The organism is Ruegeria sp. YTSC230, from assembly GCF_059609665.1.
On sequence record NZ_JBXWMC010000005.1, the window covers coordinates 22,542 to 40,208 of the forward strand.

Below are 17,667 nucleotides of genomic sequence, written 5' to 3' on the forward strand. Positions count from 1 at the left end.
TGCAACCGGTTGCAAATACATTGTTCGGAGCCGTTGCAGATGCCTGAAATCGGAATTGGAATAATCGGCGGTGGCTATATGGGCAAAGCTCATTCAGTCGCGATGTCAGCCGTAGGCGCAGTGTTCAACACAGCTTTGCGCCCACGACTTGAGATGATCTGCGCCTCCACACCCGAAAGCGCCGAGCGATACCGCGCGGCTTACGGCTTTCGTCGCGCGACGTCGGATTGGTCAGTGCTGGTCAATGACCCGGCAGTGGATGCTGTCGTGATTGCCTCGCCTCAAACAACGCACAGACAGATTGCAGAGGCCGCGTTAGCCTTGGGCAAGCCTGTGTTGTGCGAAAAACCCCTCGGATCTTCTTTGGATGATGGGCGCGCAATGGTTGCCGCGGCCGAGGCCACGGGCGTCACCAATATGGTCGGGTTCAACTACGTCAGAACGCCCGCAACACAGTTTGCCCGTCAGTTGATAGCCAACGGTGAATTGGGGGACATAACCTGGTTTCGCGGCGAGCATACTGAGGACTTCTATGCCGACCCTGACGCCCCGGCCACATGGCGGACGTCCGGAATGGCCAACGGCACGATCGGAGATCTTGCCCCACATATGGTCAACGGTGCTTTGGCCCTGATCGGTCCGATTGTCGAGGTTATGGCCGAAGTCGAAACGGTTCATACTGAGCGCCCAGGCGGCACCGTCACCAATGATGACCACGCGCAAATCATGTGCCGGTTTGCCAGTGGCGCGATGGGCAATATCTATGTCAGCCGCATCGCGACAGGTCGAAAGATGGGCTATGCCTATGAAATTACAGGCACCAAAGGCGCAATCCGGTTTGATCAGGAAGATCAGAACGCCCTGTGGCTCTATCGGCGCGAAGGACCAGAGGAAGAAAGGGGCTTCACTAAGATCCTGACGGGTCCGGCGCACCCCGACTACGAGCCTTTCTGTCAGGGCCCCGGTCATGGAACAGGTTATCAGGACCAGATCATCATCGAGGCCAAAGATTTTCTTGAGGCCATTCACACGGGCAAAACGATTTGGCCCACATTCCGTGATGGGCATGAGGTCAACTGCGTTCTGGCCGCCGCGTTGAAATCGTCAGAGCAGCGGCAGTGGCAGGATGTCAGTACCGTCTGAACACAAAAACTAAGAGATCATCTAAGAGAGACGAGAACCATGGCAAAGCTGAAATGGGGCATGATTGGTGGTGGTGAAGGCAGTCAGATCGGACCCGCACACCGGTTAGGAGCGTTGGCGGACGGGATGTTCGAATTCGCTGCGGGTGCTTTGGATCACCGACCCGAAGTCGGGCGGGAATATGCGCGACGACTTGGAGTGGTATCGGATCGTGCCTATGGCGACTGGCAGGAAATGCTGGCCGGGGAAAAGAACCGTCCCGACCGGGTTGATCTGGTGACCATCGCCACTCCGAACTCCACCCATTTTGAAATTGCCAAAGCGTTCCTTGAAGCCGGGTTCAATGTGCTTTGCGAAAAGCCAATGACAATGACCGTGGAAGAGGGCCAAGAGATCGTTCGCGTTGCAGAGGCCTCGGGCAAGATTTGTGCCGTGAACTATTGCTATTCCGCTTATCCGATGGTGCGCCAGGCGCGCGCGATGGTTCGCGCCGGGGATATTGGCAAGGTGCGACTGGTTGTGACGAATTTCAGCCATGGCCACCATGGCGACGCGACTGACGCCGATAACCCGCGCGTACGCTGGCGCTATGATCCAGCGATGGCGGGTGTGTCTGGCCAATTCGCCGATTGCGGTATCCATGCGCTGCACATGGCCAGTTTCATCAGTGACGATGAAGTCAAAACCTTGTCTGCAGATATGGCGTCTACGATTTCAAGCCGCGAACTTGAGGACGATGCCATGGTCAACTTCCGGACCGAAGGCGGTGCTGTCGGGCGGTTGTGGACCTCTTCGGTGGCAATTGGGCGTCAGCACGGGTTTGATATTCAGGTGTTTGGCGAAACCGGAGGTCTTCGCTGGACGTCGGAGCAACCCAATCAATTGATTTATACGCCTGTCGGTGGCCGCACGCAGATCATCGAAAAGGGCGAGGGCGGTCTTCACGACGATGCGCAACGATTGTCCCGTGTGGCGATTGCCCATCCCGAAGGGTTCCCGTTGGCCGTTGCCAACATCTATTGCGATCTTGCCGACGCTATTCGCGGAGAGGCGCGTGATGGACTGCCGACTCCTGCCGACGGGGTGCGGTCGATCGCAGCCGTGCATGCCGCAGTGGCGTCGGCGAAAAATGACGGGGCATGGACGGACGCGCGCCCACCGATGTTTCGCTGATCAGGGTCGGGGCCGCAATGTGCCCCGCTCGATCACACGGCAGGGGAAAATACGGGCCTCGGGGTAACGCTCGGGGTCTTTCAGCATCTCTTCGACCAGATCTACGGATGCGGTAATGATTTGTTTGATCGGCTGATGAATCGTCGTCAGGTCCACGCTTTCCCAGCGCGACATTTCCATGTCGTTCAGGCCGATGATGCCGATGTCTTTGCCCGGTTTCAGCCCGTGATCGGACAATGCGGACAGGGCACCTATGGACAGAATATCGTCGCCGCAAAAGTACCCTTCTGCAGGGCCTTCCGCCAGTTGCTGAAGCATTTCTTCTCGCCCGGCTTCAAATGAATAGGCGCCTGCGAAGCAATGCGTCACTTCGAGTTCCGGGTGCTTTTCAACTTCTTCCATAAAGCCGCGATACCGATCCATCGCCGATGTCGCATCTCTCGGGCCGCCCAGATAGCCGATACAGCGATACCCCCGCGACGACAGCTCGCGCGCGGCCATGCGTCCGCATTCAACGTTGTCTATGCCTACAACATGCACCTCAGGTGACGTCGCAGATCGACCGAAAGTGTGCACTACCGGAACACCTGCATCGTGGAACGCCTTGGCAAAGCTGGGGGGCAAGGTAGATGAGGCGACGATGGCAGCATCCACAGAATACTGCCGCAGCATTCGGACCGAATTTGTCGGCTCGGTTTCGTCGGTCAGGTTCACGATCAGCGGACGCAGGCCGCGTTCCTGCAAAGCGCGGGTGAACTGGTCAAAGACCTCAAGAAAAATGGGGTTGTGGAAGTTGTTAGAAATCAAACCGATCAACTTGGTGCGTCCGGTTGTCAGCGAAGAAGCCAACGCGTTTGGGCTGTACCCCAGTTCGGCTGCAGCCTTCTCCACCTTGCTACGTGTCTTTGGTGATACGGACGCGCCTTCGGTAAAGGTCCGCGATACGGCAGAGCGAGATACACCGGCCAGTGCGGCCACTTCTTTGAGGGTCACACTCATAGCTGGCACCGATGGGTTCGGGGATGGCTTTCAGTCAAATTCATGGGAAAATACTACGCCCTATTGCGTCGGGTTTGCAATCGGTTGCAAGGGTGTGCTGAAAAGACGTTGGGTTCCTTGCAAAGAAGCATCGAAAATCTCAAGCCCTCCGACTTGGATGCAATCTATGGATTCAGACGCTGTATCGAAGGGGGTTTAGGCAGGCACATCGCTCCTGACGACCCTGACATTATGTGGCCTGCAACTTGAGAATGCCCCTTTTCCGACCTCATTGAAGCAATGACCATTCAAGACGGTTATCTCCGCACACTTCAGCCCGAACACGCATTGCCCCGCCTTTGGTGGGCGCAGCGACAATTGTGCCTTCTTTGACCGGCGTCAAGGGTGTTGTCGTCCATCGCAGTCTTTGTTCCATGGTAACATGCTTAAGTGGGCGCTGCAGACTGGGTTCTTCGTAAAAAACGGGGCAGTGCGGCGCATAAACGTTCAGGGACGTCATCTTGTAGGCGGTGAACACATCAAACGGCTTACTCCGTTTTATGGCCGCCCGCGTGGAATGCCGCCACGCATCCAGACCTGCTGGTGACACATAGAGAATAGCTATCGCACCGGCCATAGAATGCAGCCTCAGCCAATCGCTGTTCTCAGTCGAAGCGAGTGCAAGGTTGTAATGCGCGCGGTGGCCGAAACGTTGAACATAGCGACGTATCCAGGGAAAGCAGCCGAAGGGCGAAACGCCCAAATAAACGACGTCCGCATCTTTTGGAATTTCAGGAATGGTCAGGTCTTCGGTCAACGCGGAGACATCATCCTCCAGAACCAATGCCGGGAGCGTTTTGAGTGACTCAAGCGCTGCAAGGTGGGCGCGGGCGCAGTTTAAGGCACGGCTTTGTCCGGCGCTGCCTTCTGAAAATGAAAAACTGATGCCGTGCTTGTTCATCAAGTTGGTCATATGAAGCCGTCTGCTATTGTTATCGGGTAAATTGATGACCCGGCAGTCTGCGACGATTGCGCTCAACTTTTTCATTTTGGTGTCCGTCAGCTGCGCCACGCAATTCGCGCAGCCGATGAATGATCGTGGATCGGGGGTTTCAAGATGCTTGAGCATCGGCTCTGTTGCAATCGTTGCTTTGGCCTACGCGGGGCATGGGACATGGACCTGAATCCGCCCGACAACAATTGTCAGGCAAGAGACAAAGTTGGGCTGTTCTTACATAGCTTGGACGCCTGCCAAAACAGAACGTCCTCAAAATCCTGAAGCGCCTGAGATTTCTCCTGCGTTGCGGGGTACAACAAACCAAAGGTCATCCAACGCTCTGGTGCGATCGGAACCAGGGCCAAACGTTCTTTTGTTTCCTGTGCTGCGACCAACTCGTCAGCAATGGTTATACCGGCGCCTTCCGCGACAAGCGAACAGGCAAGCTGGGACGCCGCGACTTCGCAGGTATGTCTGGGATTAACGCCCGCTGACCGGAAGATGTCATCAAGCTGTTCGCGCAATAGAAGCCCGTTCATCAGCCGAATGACCGGCTCGCGGGCAAGATCTGTCGCCGTAACCGACTTGCGATCAGACAATGCATGCGCAACCGGCAAAACGGCCTGCGCCCGCACCCGCAGCAGGGGTTTTGTCCTGACGCCCGGATGCTCGACCGGCAATGCTCCGATGCCGATGTCATATTCACGTCCGGCAAGCCATTTGCTGGCCTCACGTCGTGCCCGGATGTCCAGAGTTACGTTTGTATCAGGGTGGGCTTGCAAAAACATCGCAAGTGCAGGCGCCGAAATTGCCCGTGCGATACGCGGCATCGTGACCACGCGCAGTGTTTCCGTACGTCCGGCTTTAATCTCTGCAGCGATGCGGGGCACTTCATCAAGGTTGTCCAGGATACGCCCGGCTTCGCGGTAGAATGCCAACCCTTCGCGTGTCGGAGTCAAGTTGCGGCCGCTGCGGTCAAACAGGGTCAGGCCCAATTCTGCCTCAAGCCCGGAAATCAGTCGGCTGATTGCAGGCTGACTCAGGTGCAGAATTTCAGATGCAGCAACCAGCGTTCCTTCGGAAAGGGTGGCACGAAAGGCGCGAAGGGCTTTGATATTCATCAGGCGGACTCTTTACTAATTTGCAAGATAAGATAACATCTTTGCATTTTTATTAACACTGAATTTAAGCTAATTTTGATCGCATCTTAGGGAGGATGCTATGAAGCGTAGAACAATTCTCACTGCTGTTCTTGCGGCAGTAACCGTGACTGCAACGGCAACGGCAAGTTTCGCAGCCGACTGGCCGAAACGTCCGATCAACCTGGTTGTTCCTTACAAAGCCGGCGGTGGTACAGACGCTTATGCTCGCGCTATTTCGGCAGCAGCCGAAGGCATTCTGGATGTTCCAGTTGTCGTCGTGAACAAACCCGGCTCGGGCGGTCTGAATGGTGCGAACTCGGTCGTGGGTGCACGCCCTGACGGCTATACATTGATGATGACTTCGGGCGGTTCGTTCCTGTTGTCGACCATGACACGTGACACCGATATCGATGCACTGGACAGCTTTGAGTTTGTTGCTCAGGTCGGTCAGCTGCAAACGTCGCTGATGGTGCCGCTGAACAGCCCGTTCGAGTCCGTTCAGGACGTGATCGACGCGGCCAAAGCCAACCCCGGTCAATTGCGTTGGGCCCATTCGGGTCGCGGAGGCTTCCACCACGTTGGTGGCATGGGCTTCCTGGCCAGCAATGACATCGAAGCACAGGACGTACCGTTCAAAGGTGGCGGACCAACCCGTGCTGCACTGATCGGTGAACAGGCCGACTTTGGTTTCCTGGGTGTTCAGCAGCTGGCAGGGTTTGAAGAGCAGCTTCGCGCCTTGGCCGTCAACAGCCAGGAACGCGATGGCATCATGAAAGACGTGCCTGCATTTGGCGAGCTGGGCATCCCGTTTGCCGCTGTATCTTCGCCGGTAATCGTTTTCGCTCCGAAGGGCACACCGGCCGAGGTCGTTGCCGCGATGGAAACCGCGCTGGAGCAGATCGCCGCGAAACCCGAATTTGCCGAATTGCTGGCCTCGCGCGGAACAGGCCCGGTCTATCAGAATGGTGCGGACGCCAAAGCAACGCTGTCCGCCATGAAAGAGGACGCCGCTCCCCTGGTCGAAAGTCTGACCAACTAAAGTCCTCGGGGCCGGGTGGATATTCTTCCCCCGGCCTTTTTGTATCTAACGCAATCAGGGAGGAACGATATGCGCGCCTATGCAGAAGGCCTTGTGCTTGCCCTTATTTCCATCGTTGCCATTTGGGGCGCCTGGCAAGTGCCAGCAGCTTCGCCGGGGGATACCTGGGCTGGCATCGTACCATTTTCAGCATCCATCGCACTGCTGTTTCTTTCCGGCCTGTTACTGTTAAGCGCCGTCCGTCAACCGGCTGGCGATGCCGGTCAGGAACAGGAAAACGGCGCAACCCTGCAGATCATTGGTCTGTTCATCATCGCCCTGATCTATCAGCAGTCATTCCGCTGGTTTGGCTATCTTTTGCCAACAGCGATCGCTGCGCCGGTCGTTTTGTACTTCTTCGGAGTTCGCAGCTGGATCGGTCTGGCGGTTTCCGTCGTTCTGTGCCCGTTGATCTTCCACCTCATCTTTTTTGTGCTGCTTGGTGTGTACCCGCCTTATGGCGAGGTCTTTGACCTGCTCAGCTGGATACAGGGGTAAATCGTCATGGAAATTTTTCCCGCACTTCTTTCGGTCATAACCGACCCCAGTTTGCTGTTTGCCATCGTGCTGGCCGCAGCTGTGGGCATGGTCGTTGGGGCCACGCCCGGTCTGACCGCATCGGCAGCGATTGCCATGCTGCTGCCCATCACCTTTTACATGTCGCCACTATTCGCGCTCGCCTTCCTGTATGTGATCGGTAAGTCCGGTCGCTATGGCGGATCGATCGCGGCAATTCTGTTCAACACGCCGGGCACTGCAGCCAGTGCCGCGACACAGATTGACGGTTATCCCCTTGCACGCGCCGGGCAGGCCGGAAAGGCCATGAAGGTCGCGACCATATCATCAGTCATCGGTGACCTCATGGGGGATATCCTGCTGGTCGTCGGCGTTGGTTTCATTGCGGCTATTGCCCTAAAGCTTGGCCCGCCAGAAACCTTTGCGATCTATTTCGCGGCCTTCGTGGTCATCGGCTCGGTCATCGGCAACTCAATCGTCAAAGGGTTGGCCTCGGCGTTGATGGGCATCTTAATCGCTATGGTCGGATTGGACCCTATCTCAAGCGAAGAACGCTATACCTTTGGCTCGTTTGACTTGTCCAACGGGATTGGTCTTGTGCCCCTGATGATCGGTGTATTCGTTTTGGGCGAGGTCTTTGCCCAGTTGGAAACGCGCCGCAAGGCAACCGGTGAAACCAAAGAAAATGAAAGCACGGAAGACGGCAACAGCCTGACATGGGAAGAGTATAAACCTTGCTTGCCTCATGCGTTCCGTGGAGGCTTCATCGGTGCAGGTATCGGTGTGCTCCCAGGTTTGGGTTCGGCTATTGCGGCCTTCATTTCGTACGGTGAAGGCAAACGCCGCGCCAAAAACCCCGAGAAGTGGGGCAAGGGCGCGCTGGAAGGTGTCGCAGCACCCGAAGCCGCAAACAACGCGGTGTCGGGTCCGTCGATGGCCCCGCTGCTGACGCTGGGCATTCCGGGTTCGACGATTGGTGCAATCCTTTTGGGTGTTTTCCTGATCCACGGCATCCAGGTAGGACCAACCCTGTTCCTGACTGACAAAGAGCTGGTCTACAAACTGTTCGCCTGCGGGATGCTGGGTATCGTGGCCTATGGTCTGATCGGTTACTTCGGTGCCACTCAGGTTGCACGAATTATCCTGAAGATCCCGACCAATGTCCTGTACCCGCTGATCTTCCTGACCGCGTTTGTAGCAGCTTATTCTGCACGTGGATCAATGTTTGACGTCACGGTCATGACCTGTGCGGGCTTTGCTGGCTGGCTGATGCGGAAATACGACTTCAACGTAGCGGCATTTGTCATTTCGTTCGTGCTGGCCAAAGGTGCGGAAGAGACATTCCGTCAGTCGTTGCTAATGTCGGAAGGTGGCGCCTTGATCTTCGTTGAACGTCCGATCGCTCTGGCCTTTCTGGTCATCGGCGCAGGGGCAATTGCCTTCCGCGTCCGCGGGATCATGAAAGAGCGCAAGATCGCGAAGGGAGCGTTGGAAGATGCTTGAGCACTCCCTCTATCGCGACTGCTTTTCCAGCGCCGATATGCGGTCCGTCTGGTCGGAACACGCCACGATCTCGGGCTGGTTGAAGGTTGAACAGACGCTGGCCCGTCACCAGGCGCTGGAAAACCTGATCCCGCAAGAGGCTGCAGATGCGTTGGATGCGGTGTCAGTCTGCAATCTGGATACCGAGCGGTTGCACGAAGACATGATGCTTGTCGGGCGCCCAATCGTTGGTCTGGTCGAACAATTGCGAAGGCAGGTCGGTAAGCACGCGACAAAAGTCCACTACAGGGCGACAACGCAGGACATTATGGACACTGCTCTGGCCCTGCAAATGAAGATCGGTCTGGAGCATATCCAGACCGGACTGCAAAGACTGACCAGCGCTATTGAGCAACACATCGATCAGCTTGGCGACACTATCATGATCGGTCGCACGAATGGACAGCATGCCTTGCCCATTCGGGCCGAAACTAAACTGACCGTCTGGAAAGTAGAACTACAGCGGCGTGCACAAGCGTTGGAAGAAGCAGGCGTTCGCGGACTGAATGTCCAGATTGGTGGCCCTGTTGGCGATCTGCGCGGTTACGAAAACGGGACCGGACATCGCATCAAGGAAGGCGTTGCAGCCACCTTGGGTCTGAACATGGTGGAACCCCATTGGCAAAACGCCCGTGACGGGCTTGCCGATGTTGTAACTGCGCTGGGTGGGTTGTGTGCGACGCTGTGCAAGATCTCGCACAACGTCAATCTGTTGTCCTCATCGGATATTTCCGAATGGTCCGAGGTGCATGAAGCCGGTAAAGGTGCGTCTTCGGCCATGGCGCACAAACAGAACCAGCGCGCGTCAGAATTCGGAGAGGCCGTCGCCCGGCTTGGACGACAGCGGGCTGAACAGATCGGCGAATTCACCACCCATCAACACGAACGTTCGGGTGGTATGTGGATTGGCGAATGGATCGTTATTCCCGAGACGTTCTTGCTGACTTCGGGCGCATTGTCATGGGTCGAAACGATCTTTGCGAACCTGGTTGTGGATTCTGAATCCATGGCCCGCAAGGTTAACGACTTTGAGTATAGCACGGCTGGGAAATCGCACTGAAGCGATAAGACTGGTCATATCACCGCTCGTTTCTCGAGCGGTGATTGACGATGCGGGATATGATCACTGGGTCCTGCGCCTGAATTGGGGCTTTCGCTTTTCCAGAAAGGCATTCATGCCTTCTTGTTGGGCCGGCAATCCATAAAGCGCGTGATACATCTGCCGCTCGAACCGCACACCCGATTCAAGTGTGCTCTGGTCGGCCATGTTTACGCAAGTACGCGCCATACTGACGATATCATCAGCGTAATCTGCAATGGTTTCGGCCACCTCTTGCGCGGTTTCCAAAAGGGTATTCTGCGTGACAACCCGACTGACCAGGCCCATCTGCAGGGCCTCTGACGCATTGATCATGCGTCCGGTCAGGATCATATCCATAGCTCTGGCACGGCCGATCAGCCGCGTAAGCCGCTGCGTGCCGCCAATGCCGGGAATGCACCCGATTTTGATTTCGGGCTGGCCGAATTTGGCAGTGTCCGAGGCCAGAATGACGTCACACATCAGCGCAACTTCACACCCGCCGCCCAGGGCATAGCCACTGACCGCTGCCACCTTGGGCAGGCGAAGCGCCGCAAACCTATCCCATTCGGCAAAGTAGTCACTTGCCTGCATTGTCGCGTAGTTTTGCACCGCAAGCTCGCCAATATCTGCTCCGGCAGCAAAGGCCCGGTCACTACCTGTTAGGATCAGGCAGCCGATGCCGGAGTCCTTATCGAATTCGGTGGCGGCGGTCAGGACTTCGTGCATGAGCCGCGTGTTCAGCGCGTTTAGCTGATTGGGACGGTTGAAGCGGATCGTTGCGACCCGCCCCCGTGTTTCGGTTTCGATTGTCTCAAACATGCTCAGCTATCCCAAATTGCGCCATAGGCAGGAATGCCCAGGCTTTCCAAGTCATGCACAACCTTGCGGGTCAGCTTTTGGTTCGAGATCACAATGACCGCCTCAGCCCCACTGTCGCGAACGGCTTGCATGGCTAGGGCCGACAGATTGGGTTTGCCGTCTTTGTCCGTGTCCCAGATCAAGGGCTGCTCGGTGTTGGCCTCAATCTCATCCACCAGCGCGTCACCATAGGTTTTGCGCGGGCTTCGGGTGGACCAGATCAGGCGGTTCGGCACCTCTTTGGCCAACAAATGCGGCAGGATCGGCCCAATGCCCGAACCGGTGCCCACATACACCACCTTTTTGAACAACACTTCGATCCGCGCGACACCGGATGTGGTGATGCCCTTGACCCAAACCTTCTTGGGCGGATTGTCGATAAAACGCCCGGTCCAGTCGCCCGCACGGCTGATGGCCAAACGGTAACCCGGCTGGTTCGGGGACGGGATATTGGCGAATGAGTGATACTCACCAAACGGGGTGTGGCTGATCGCGTTCGAGCTGCCGGGGAATGGCGTATCCCCATAGTCGAAATGCGCAATTACCGCATGGTTTGACGGCTTTTCAATCCTGATATTGACCCGTTTCAGTGTCAGCCATGGCGACAGGATCGACAAGGTGATCAGGCAGAGCATCCAGAAGGCCGGGCTGTGCAACAACATGCCCCCCATGTCATTTGTGATCGAGATCGTCTGCGCCCAAAACAATCCTAAAACCGTCCAGCCGACAAAGCGGTGCGTTTTCTCGAACGCATTGTGGAACCGCGCGCGGATCGGGCCGAGGGCCGATATCACCATCAATGTCATCAAGACGACCATTGTGGCGCTCAGGCCCAGTGTCAGGTCTGTGGGCACGGCGGCGCCGCTGGAGCGGTTCCAAATCATCGCAAACAGAAGAAAGCCGAACCAGATGGTCCCAGTGACGGTGCCGCCGGAATGCAACCCGCCAAAGTGGAAAACCTTGCCGGCCCCCCAACGGATCCAAAGTGGCCATGATGTGGGAATGCGGGTGGCCAGCCAGAACAGGGCGTTGACCACCCGCTGTTGTCGGATCAGGATGCCAAGGCTGAGATTGATCAGCGCCATATCCGCAATCGGGCCGAGCGTGAATGCATTCTCAGCGAACCAAGTCCCATCGCGCAATCCAACCACAAAGACGGCCAGATTCACCAATGCAACCAGCATCACCAGGCGGCGGTATTCCATCAGGGCCGGGTGGCGGGTCACCCGCCGCCAATTCAGGCCGCCTGTGTCTAGATTTGTCGTCTGCGTCGTCATCAGTTCAACTCCGCACCAGTTGTCGCGATATGGTTGCGCGCCAGATCCAGCAAAAGACGCTTGTCCAGCTTGCCGCGCGGAGTGCGGGGCAACGTGTCCACCGGGACCACAACGGCGGGGCTGCAGTAATATGGCAAGCGATCTGAGACGGATTGGGCCGCCTGCTTAGGGCAGGCCGACGACGGTGAGATAAAGCTGACCAGATTGCGGCTGTCATATTGCAACGTCACCGCCTGCTGACAGCAGGGCGAGGCCTCAAGCGCAGATGTAACGCCGTCCAGCTCAACCCGAAAGCCCCGTACTTTGACTAGGTCGTCAACGCGCCCGAAATGTTCTAACTCACCGGTCTTCGTCCAGCGTCCCAGATCACGGGTGCGGAACATCATATGTCCCGGTCGAAATGGGTCGGGTCGGTAACGCTCGGCCGTCAGTTTGGGGTTGGCGAGGTAACCGGCTGTGACGCAATCGCCGCCAGCCCACATCTCGCCCTTTTCGCCGATGGGCAAAGGGCGCAGGTTGTCGTCCAGAACATAGACCGTGTTGTTCGGTGTCGGGCGCCCGATCGACAGAACCGGTTTGTCGGGGTGATGCGGTTCGGCCGTATTGATGATGGTGGTCTCGGTCGGACCACAGGAATTGTAGAAGGTGCAAAAGGAAGACCAGCGATCGGCCAGCGGGCGCGGACAGGGCTCACCTGCCACGGCAGCTGTTTTGACCTGCGCGCAACGGGTGTCGTCCAGTGCGTTCAGGATCGACGGCGTGGCGATCAGAACATCCACCTTCTCGGCCGTTTCCTGAATCGACTTGCCACGGATCACCAAAGTTGCGCCATTCGACAAAGCGCCAAGGATCTCCCATGCTGCCATGTCAAATGAGATCGACAGGATCTGTCCGACCCGCAAGCCCGGTCGCATCCCCAGATCCCCGGGGGCGGTCAGCAAGATATTGGCCAGGTTCCGATGGCTAACTTGTACGCCGTTTGGAACGCCGGTTGTGCCGGACGTGAACAATATCATCGCCAAATCGTCGGGGCTGGCCCGATAGGCAGGGCCGGGGGCCGGTGCGTCCAGCATCGGGTCAAACATCGTCGTATCAATGGTGATCAGGGTCTGATCCAATCCAACGGGGATTTGGTCTGCCAGTTCGCTCAGGCCGAGTATGATTTTTGCACCAGTTACATTCGCAACGTGGCGCAAGGTTTCCGTTGGCGCGACACCAACATGGTGCGGAATATAGGCGGCCCCAAGCTTTATGGCGGCGACGATACCTACGACCATCTCGACCGAACGATGAAGGAACAGGCACACCGCGTCGCCGCGTTTCACGCCATGGGCGCGCATGACATTTGCCAATCGGTTCGAGGCTACGTCCAGCGCCCGGTAGCTAAGGTTATGGTCCGCGCATTCCACCGCGTTGGCATCGGGTTGGTCTCGCAACGACTGGCGCAGCGCGTCGGCGATAGTGGCATGGTGTGGCGGAACCTGCGGCCCCCAGCCAAAGGATAGAAACAGTTCTTGATCTTCGGGGCTGAGCGCGTCCAGCGCACCTGGTTTTTTTGTGCGGGTTAGATCTGTCTGAGATAGGGGGGGGTAGTTTGTCTGGGGATCGGGTGCGATGAGGTGCATGGCATTCTCCAGTTCAAGAAGGGGTCACACCTTAGTGATAATGGGAAAAATTCCCATTAAAGGTCACATTCGATCACATTTTGAACACGAAAGCGTTGAATTCGTTAATTCTAGGAAAATGTTATCAACTACCAATCCGTGACGAGTTCCCAAATGTCGAATGATCCCAAACCTCCTCTTGAAACCGCGCTGTCTGCGTTGCTGGTCCCACTGGCACAGGCAATGGTTGCGCATGGGGTCACGCTTGGCTCCGCGACCGAAGCTCTAAAACTGGCCTTGCTGACGGCAGCTGAGCAAAGCACAGACGGAAAGCTAAGCGACAGTCGCGCCAGTCTGTTGACGGGTCTGCATCGCAAGGATGTTAAAAGGCTACGCCACATCGACGATGATGCCCCGTTGAAGCGCAGTTGTAATGCGGCGGCACTGGTCATCAGCTATTGGTCGACGACGCCCGAATTTCTGGACGACTTGGGCGCGCCTCGGATTCTAAGCCGTAAAGGCGACGAAACTGGGCCGGGATTTGATGATCTGGTGCGGCGCGCGCGTGTGGACATGGCCCCAGGTACCGTTCTGGAAACCTTGGTCGTTCAAAAGAATGTGGAACAGGTCGGAAAAGGCGAGCTTCGCCTGTTGTCCCAAGCCTTTCTTCCTTCTGCTGGAAGCACTGAACAAGTGGCGGCCTACGAGGCGACGCTGTCTGCGCATTTGGCAGTGGCAACACAGAACCTGCTGGCAGAACCGGATGCCCTACGCAATTTTGACCGTGCGGTGCGGTATTCTCATCTGTCGTCAGAATCGATTGAAGAGTTGCGTCTATTCTCGTCAGACAGAGCGCAAAGGCTGCTGCAAGAGATCAATTCCTTGGCCCGCGAGCTGCAGGATAAAGACAGTAATGGCGATCACAGTGGTCGATTTGCAGCGGGCGCTTTTGTCCTGCCCTCGCCGCAAAATGCGCGCAGTAAAAACCCGATAGAGGATGAGTAAGTATGGGTGTGTTTCTTCGTGTGCTCGCCGCGTTTTTCATGGTGTCTTGGCTGCCTGCTCCGATTCAGGCCGAAGACAAAGGTGAAACTGATCGTGAAGGTGGCATTATCGGCACCGGTATCGTGGGCACAATCACCGATCTGGGCAGCATCCATGTAAATGGGCAGCATATTCTGTTCGATGACCAGATGCCGGTGGCCGACTCGGTTCCACTGATCTCTGCGGGTGATTTGAAACCGGGTCATACTGTTGCGGTTATTGTAGCGCAGGAAAATGGCGGGTGGCACGCAAAACAAATCCGTCAGGTCCTGCCTCTGGTCGGACCAGTGTCCAGCGTGCAGGACGGCCAGATATCGGTTCTTGGAACCGAAGTTGCGTTTGAACGGCAGGCAGACATTCAAGTCGGCGATTGGGTCGCTATAAGCGGATTGTGGCAAGGTCAGTCAGTGCGCGCTTCACACATCGAAAAACTGACAAGCGTTGGGCATCGGGCGCGGTTGTCCGGCACATATCTTGGGTCTGACCCTCAGGCCCAAACAGTGATCGGGGCAAGCGTCGTCAGTGGGCTTGAGCCGCAACATCTGTCGCCGGGTGATCTTGTTCGAGTTGTCGGGCAGCCAACACGCGACGGGATTATGGCCGAGCGTCTAGAAGCCGGGCTGTTCGCCGGTGCGGTCGGCGTTGTTCAGGTTCAGGGCTATTACTCGGAACCCCAGCCCAGTGGGTTGTATACGGTGCTGGGAAGTGGCTTGATCGCCTATAGCGATCAGCCCGAGATGATAGACCCGAACACCCTTGTTATCCGCTGCGGCGACGGCAGCGGGTTGGTGAATGCAGGCAGCATAGGTGCTTTCGCTCAGCTGGGATGCTGAAACGTGAACTCTGGTTTTGGCTTTCCGGCGACACGTTTGATCCGGGAGGGTTTAGTCGTGCCCTCAATCTAATCATAAGGTCTGATCCGTGTGGATCCGGCCGGAGTTTTGAAAGCACGAAAGCGTTTCAGAAATGAAACGCGAGGTGACTTGCCCCAAAGGCAAAGCTGAACTTATCGTCGCACGTAGGATAAGCACCCTGCGGGCAGCGCAGGGTAAAACTCTGGGAAAGCAAGTTTTCAAGAAGGTATGCCAGATGTCTGAAAGCACCCCAACGCGTGACGTCGTACTTAGCCAGGCGCAATCCGACAAATATTGGGGGGATGGGTTTCTTTTTCCGCTGACCATCTTTTCCGAAAAGGAGGCTGCCGAAACCCGCGCTGAGCTTGAGCGGATTGAGCGGGAGTGGCTTGACGCGGATCTGCCCTTGCCGTTGAACACCTATAAACGGGTCAACGCACATCTGGTGATGCCGCTTGCGGCGCGTGTCGCGACGGATCCCCGCGTATTGGATGTGGTTGAGGGTGTATTGGGGCCGGATATCATGGTCTGGTCAGCTGAATTCTTCATTAAAGAGCCGCACACAGCCCATACCGTCGGGATGCACCAGGATTTGACCTACTGGGGTATGGGTGAAACCCCGGATCAGGTCACCGCCTGGATTGCGTTGTCGCCGGCAACGGTTGAAAGTGGGTGTATGGATTTTGTGCGCGGCAGCCACAAGAACCCGATCCTTCCCCATAAGGACACGTATTCAGGCACCAATCTTCTGTCGCGCGGACAAGAGGTTGCTGTGGATGTCGCCGAGAAAGACAAGACCCACATCGAATTGGCACCAGGGCAGATGTCTCTGCATCATGGGCTGACAATCCACGGTTCGGGGCCCAATCAATCGGGTGACCGGCGTATTGGTCTTGCGATCCGCTATCTTAACCCGAATGCCAAGCAACTGGTTGCCGAGCGAGACTATGCCATGCTGGCGCGCGGTCAGGACGGCCAAAGCAATTTTGTTCATGTCGAGCCACCAACCGAGTTGTTTTCTGCTGATGCGCTTGCGCTGTACGACAGGGTTCGCAGCGATCAAAGCGCAGCGCTGGCAGAAGGTGCAAAAGGCTCAGTACCGTTATATGCGTCTTTCTGAAGCGCTTGCGCAAACGATGGTCAACTGCAGTTGATTCAAAGCCCGATCGTGGCGCAGGGTTGCATTCAGGGGTATATTGCTGTTTCTGAGGCGGCGAAAAGCAAATCAGATATTCTCGGATCGCGGCTATGACAAAAACAGCATTGGTGACTGGTATTACAGGGCAGGACGGATCTTATCTTGCTGAGCTATTGCTGGAAAAAGGGTATGAAGTCCATGGGATCAAGCGCCGTGCATCTTCGTTCAACACACAGCGCATTGACCACATTTATCAGGACCCGCATGTGCCCAATCCGCGCCTGCACCTGCATTACGGTGACCTAAGCGATACATCGAACCTGACGCGCATCATTCAAGAGGTTCAGCCGGACGAGGTGTATAACCTTGGCGCTCAGTCCCACGTGGCGGTCAGTTTTGAATCGCCGGAGTATACCGCTGATGTCGACGCGATCGGTACGTTGCGCCTTCTCGAGGCGATCCGCTTTCTGGGTCTTGAGAAAAAGACACGCTTTTATCAGGCGTCCACGTCCGAACTGTACGGAATGGTCCAAGAAACACCGCAACGCGAAACAACACCGTTTTATCCGCGTTCCCCTTATGCGGTGGCCAAGCTGTATTCCTATTGGATTACAGTGAACTACCGCGAAGCGTATGGCATGTATGCCTGCAACGGCATCCTGTTCAATCATGAAAGCCCACGCCGGGGCGAAACCTTTGTGACGCGCAAGATCACCCGTGGTCTCTCCAACATTGCACAAGGTCTGGAAAGCTGCCTTTACATGGGCAACATCGACAGCCTGCGCGACTGGGGGCACGCCAAGGATTACGTCCGGATGCAATGGTTGATGCTGCAACAGGACGCCCCCGAGGATTTTGTTATCGCAACGGGTGTGCAGTATTCAGTGCGGCAATTCATCGAATGGTCTGCCGCTGAACTGGGCGTGACGCTTGAATTCTCAGGTACAGGCGTCGATGAAATCGCTACGGTCAAATCCGTCGAGGGCGATAGTGCACCTGCGTTGAAGCCCGGCGATGTCATCATGCGCATCGATCCGCAATATTTCCGACCGGCCGAAGTGGAAACATTGCTTGGGGATCCTTCGAACGCCAAAAACAAACTGGGATGGGAGCCGGAACTGACCGTTCAGCAAATGTGCGTTGAAATGATCACCGAGGACCTGAAGACAGCCAAACGGCATGCCTTGCTGAAACAGCATGGTTATGAATTGCCGGTCACTCTGGAAAATGGCTGAGGCGGGG

The 17,667-nt window shown here is 56.5% G+C and carries 16 protein-coding genes; 10 read left to right on the forward strand and 6 right to left on the reverse strand.

Features of this window, described 5'->3' with window-relative positions:
* The first annotated feature begins 39 nt into the window (after positions 1-39).
* Entirely contained in the window at positions 40-1,143 is a 1,104-nt protein-coding gene (locus AC2FD9_RS11195) for a Gfo/Idh/MocA family protein (RefSeq protein ID WP_496836887.1), read from the forward strand.
* Positions 1,144-1,182: 39 nt separating this feature from the next.
* Positions 1,183-2,316 (forward strand): Gfo/Idh/MocA family protein, encoded by a 1,134-nt coding sequence (locus AC2FD9_RS11200; RefSeq protein ID WP_496836889.1) that lies wholly within the window; start codon positions 1,183-1,185, stop codon positions 2,314-2,316.
* Here AC2FD9_RS11200 and AC2FD9_RS11205 read toward each other — a convergent pair whose 3' ends face one another.
* From AC2FD9_RS11205 to AC2FD9_RS11215, 3 genes are all read right to left on the reverse strand, one after another.
* A complete protein-coding gene (locus tag AC2FD9_RS11205) occupies positions 2,317-3,315 on the reverse strand; it encodes a LacI family DNA-binding transcriptional regulator (protein WP_496836891.1) in 999 nt (332 codons plus the stop codon).
* Between the two features lie 268 nt (positions 3,316-3,583).
* Positions 3,584-4,423 carry a hypothetical protein gene (locus tag AC2FD9_RS11210; RefSeq protein WP_282119496.1) on the reverse strand — a complete coding sequence of 280 codons (840 nt, stop codon included), beginning with the start codon at positions 4,421-4,423 and terminating at the stop codon, positions 3,584-3,586.
* Positions 4,424-4,497: 74 nt separating this feature from the next.
* Positions 4,498-5,412: a LysR family transcriptional regulator gene (locus tag AC2FD9_RS11215; protein ID WP_282169438.1), complete on the reverse strand. Its 915-nt coding sequence runs from the start codon at positions 5,410-5,412 to the stop codon at positions 4,498-4,500.
* A gap of 100 nt (positions 5,413-5,512) precedes the next feature.
* Here AC2FD9_RS11215 and AC2FD9_RS11220 point away from each other — a divergent pair, with 100 nt between their 5' ends.
* The 4 genes from AC2FD9_RS11220 to AC2FD9_RS11235 all read left to right on the forward strand — a co-directional run bounded on the left by AC2FD9_RS11220 (position 5,513) and on the right by AC2FD9_RS11235 (position 9,629).
* Positions 5,513-6,472, forward strand: coding sequence for a tripartite tricarboxylate transporter substrate binding protein (locus AC2FD9_RS11220; protein WP_472725086.1), 960 nt, complete (start codon positions 5,513-5,515; stop codon positions 6,470-6,472).
* Positions 6,473-6,541: 69 nt separating this feature from the next.
* Positions 6,542-7,009, forward strand: a complete 468-nt coding sequence (locus AC2FD9_RS11225; protein ID WP_496756127.1) for a tripartite tricarboxylate transporter TctB family protein — start codon at positions 6,542-6,544, stop codon at positions 7,007-7,009.
* Positions 7,010-7,015: 6 nt separating this feature from the next.
* A complete protein-coding gene (locus AC2FD9_RS11230) occupies positions 7,016-8,530 on the forward strand; it encodes a tripartite tricarboxylate transporter permease (RefSeq protein WP_496836894.1) in 1,515 nt (504 codons plus the stop codon).
* On the forward strand, positions 8,523-9,629 hold the full coding sequence (locus AC2FD9_RS11235) for a lyase family protein (protein ID WP_496836896.1): 1,107 nt from the start codon (positions 8,523-8,525) through the stop codon (positions 9,627-9,629). The genes AC2FD9_RS11230 and AC2FD9_RS11235 overlap by 8 nt, the downstream gene beginning before the upstream one ends.
* Before the next feature lie 63 nt (positions 9,630-9,692).
* Here AC2FD9_RS11235 and AC2FD9_RS11240 read toward each other — a convergent pair whose 3' ends face one another.
* The 3 genes from AC2FD9_RS11240 to AC2FD9_RS11250 are packed head-to-tail and all read right to left on the reverse strand — an operon-like array spanning position 9,693 to position 13,410.
* Entirely contained in the window at positions 9,693-10,469 is a 777-nt protein-coding gene (locus AC2FD9_RS11240; RefSeq protein ID WP_496836898.1) for an enoyl-CoA hydratase-related protein, read from the reverse strand.
* A gap of 2 nt (positions 10,470-10,471) precedes the next feature.
* Entirely contained in the window at positions 10,472-11,785 is a 1,314-nt protein-coding gene (locus AC2FD9_RS11245) for a ferredoxin reductase domain-containing protein (protein WP_496836900.1), read from the reverse strand.
* Complete coding sequence (locus tag AC2FD9_RS11250; RefSeq protein ID WP_496836902.1) at positions 11,785-13,410, reverse strand: amino acid adenylation domain-containing protein; 1,626 nt, start codon at positions 13,408-13,410, stop codon at positions 11,785-11,787. Before AC2FD9_RS11250 ends, AC2FD9_RS11245 begins: the two co-directional genes overlap by 1 nt.
* Before the next feature lie 153 nt (positions 13,411-13,563).
* On the opposite strand from AC2FD9_RS11250, the gene AC2FD9_RS11255 reads away from it, so the two are divergent.
* The 4 genes from AC2FD9_RS11255 (at position 13,564) to gmd (ending at position 17,660) form a co-directional block, all read left to right on the forward strand.
* On the forward strand, positions 13,564-14,394 hold the full coding sequence (locus AC2FD9_RS11255; protein ID WP_496836904.1) for a DUF6502 family protein: 831 nt from the start codon (positions 13,564-13,566) through the stop codon (positions 14,392-14,394).
* A gap of 2 nt (positions 14,395-14,396) precedes the next feature.
* Entirely contained in the window at positions 14,397-15,266 is an 870-nt protein-coding gene (locus AC2FD9_RS11260) for a DUF5666 domain-containing protein (protein ID WP_496836906.1), read from the forward strand.
* Positions 15,267-15,522: 256 nt separating this feature from the next.
* Positions 15,523-16,407 carry a phytanoyl-CoA dioxygenase family protein gene (locus tag AC2FD9_RS11265; protein WP_496836908.1) on the forward strand — a complete coding sequence of 295 codons (885 nt, stop codon included), beginning with the start codon at positions 15,523-15,525 and terminating at the stop codon, positions 16,405-16,407.
* 128 nt (positions 16,408-16,535) lie between these two features.
* On the forward strand, positions 16,536-17,660 hold the full coding sequence (gmd, locus tag AC2FD9_RS11270; RefSeq protein WP_496836909.1) for a GDP-mannose 4,6-dehydratase: 1,125 nt from the start codon (positions 16,536-16,538) through the stop codon (positions 17,658-17,660).
* The last annotated feature ends 7 nt before the right edge of the window (positions 17,661-17,667 follow it).

Bases quoted from the DNA above. Each gene is read 5' to 3' on its own strand.
- AC2FD9_RS11215 (WP_282169438.1), bottom strand. From the start codon at position 5,412: ATGAATATCAAAGCCCTTCGCGCCTTTCGTGCCACCCTTTCCGAAGGA.
- AC2FD9_RS11230 (WP_496836894.1), top strand. From the start codon at position 7,016: ATGGAAATTTTTCCCGCACTTCTTTCGGTCATAACCGACCCCAGTTTG.
- AC2FD9_RS11250 (WP_496836902.1), bottom strand. From the start codon at position 13,410: ATGCACCTCATCGCACCCGATCCCCAGACAAACTACCCCCCCCTATCT.
- AC2FD9_RS11255 (WP_496836904.1), top strand. From the start codon at position 13,564: ATGTCGAATGATCCCAAACCTCCTCTTGAAACCGCGCTGTCTGCGTTG.
- AC2FD9_RS11260 (WP_496836906.1), top strand. From the start codon at position 14,397: ATGGGTGTGTTTCTTCGTGTGCTCGCCGCGTTTTTCATGGTGTCTTGG.
- AC2FD9_RS11225 (WP_496756127.1), top strand. From the start codon at position 6,542: ATGCGCGCCTATGCAGAAGGCCTTGTGCTTGCCCTTATTTCCATCGTT.
- gmd (WP_496836909.1), top strand. From the start codon at position 16,536: ATGACAAAAACAGCATTGGTGACTGGTATTACAGGGCAGGACGGATCT.
- AC2FD9_RS11235 (WP_496836896.1), top strand. From the start codon at position 8,523: ATGCTTGAGCACTCCCTCTATCGCGACTGCTTTTCCAGCGCCGATATG.
- AC2FD9_RS11205 (WP_496836891.1), bottom strand. From the start codon at position 3,315: ATGAGTGTGACCCTCAAAGAAGTGGCCGCACTGGCCGGTGTATCTCGC.
- AC2FD9_RS11195 (WP_496836887.1), top strand. From the start codon at position 40: ATGCCTGAAATCGGAATTGGAATAATCGGCGGTGGCTATATGGGCAAA.
- AC2FD9_RS11210 (WP_282119496.1), bottom strand. From the start codon at position 4,423: ATGCTCAAGCATCTTGAAACCCCCGATCCACGATCATTCATCGGCTGC.
- AC2FD9_RS11265 (WP_496836908.1), top strand. From the start codon at position 15,523: ATGTCTGAAAGCACCCCAACGCGTGACGTCGTACTTAGCCAGGCGCAA.
- AC2FD9_RS11200 (WP_496836889.1), top strand. From the start codon at position 1,183: ATGGCAAAGCTGAAATGGGGCATGATTGGTGGTGGTGAAGGCAGTCAG.
- AC2FD9_RS11240 (WP_496836898.1), bottom strand. From the start codon at position 10,469: ATGTTTGAGACAATCGAAACCGAAACACGGGGGCGGGTCGCAACGATC.
- AC2FD9_RS11220 (WP_472725086.1), top strand. From the start codon at position 5,513: ATGAAGCGTAGAACAATTCTCACTGCTGTTCTTGCGGCAGTAACCGTG.
- AC2FD9_RS11245 (WP_496836900.1), bottom strand. From the start codon at position 11,785: ATGACGACGCAGACGACAAATCTAGACACAGGCGGCCTGAATTGGCGG.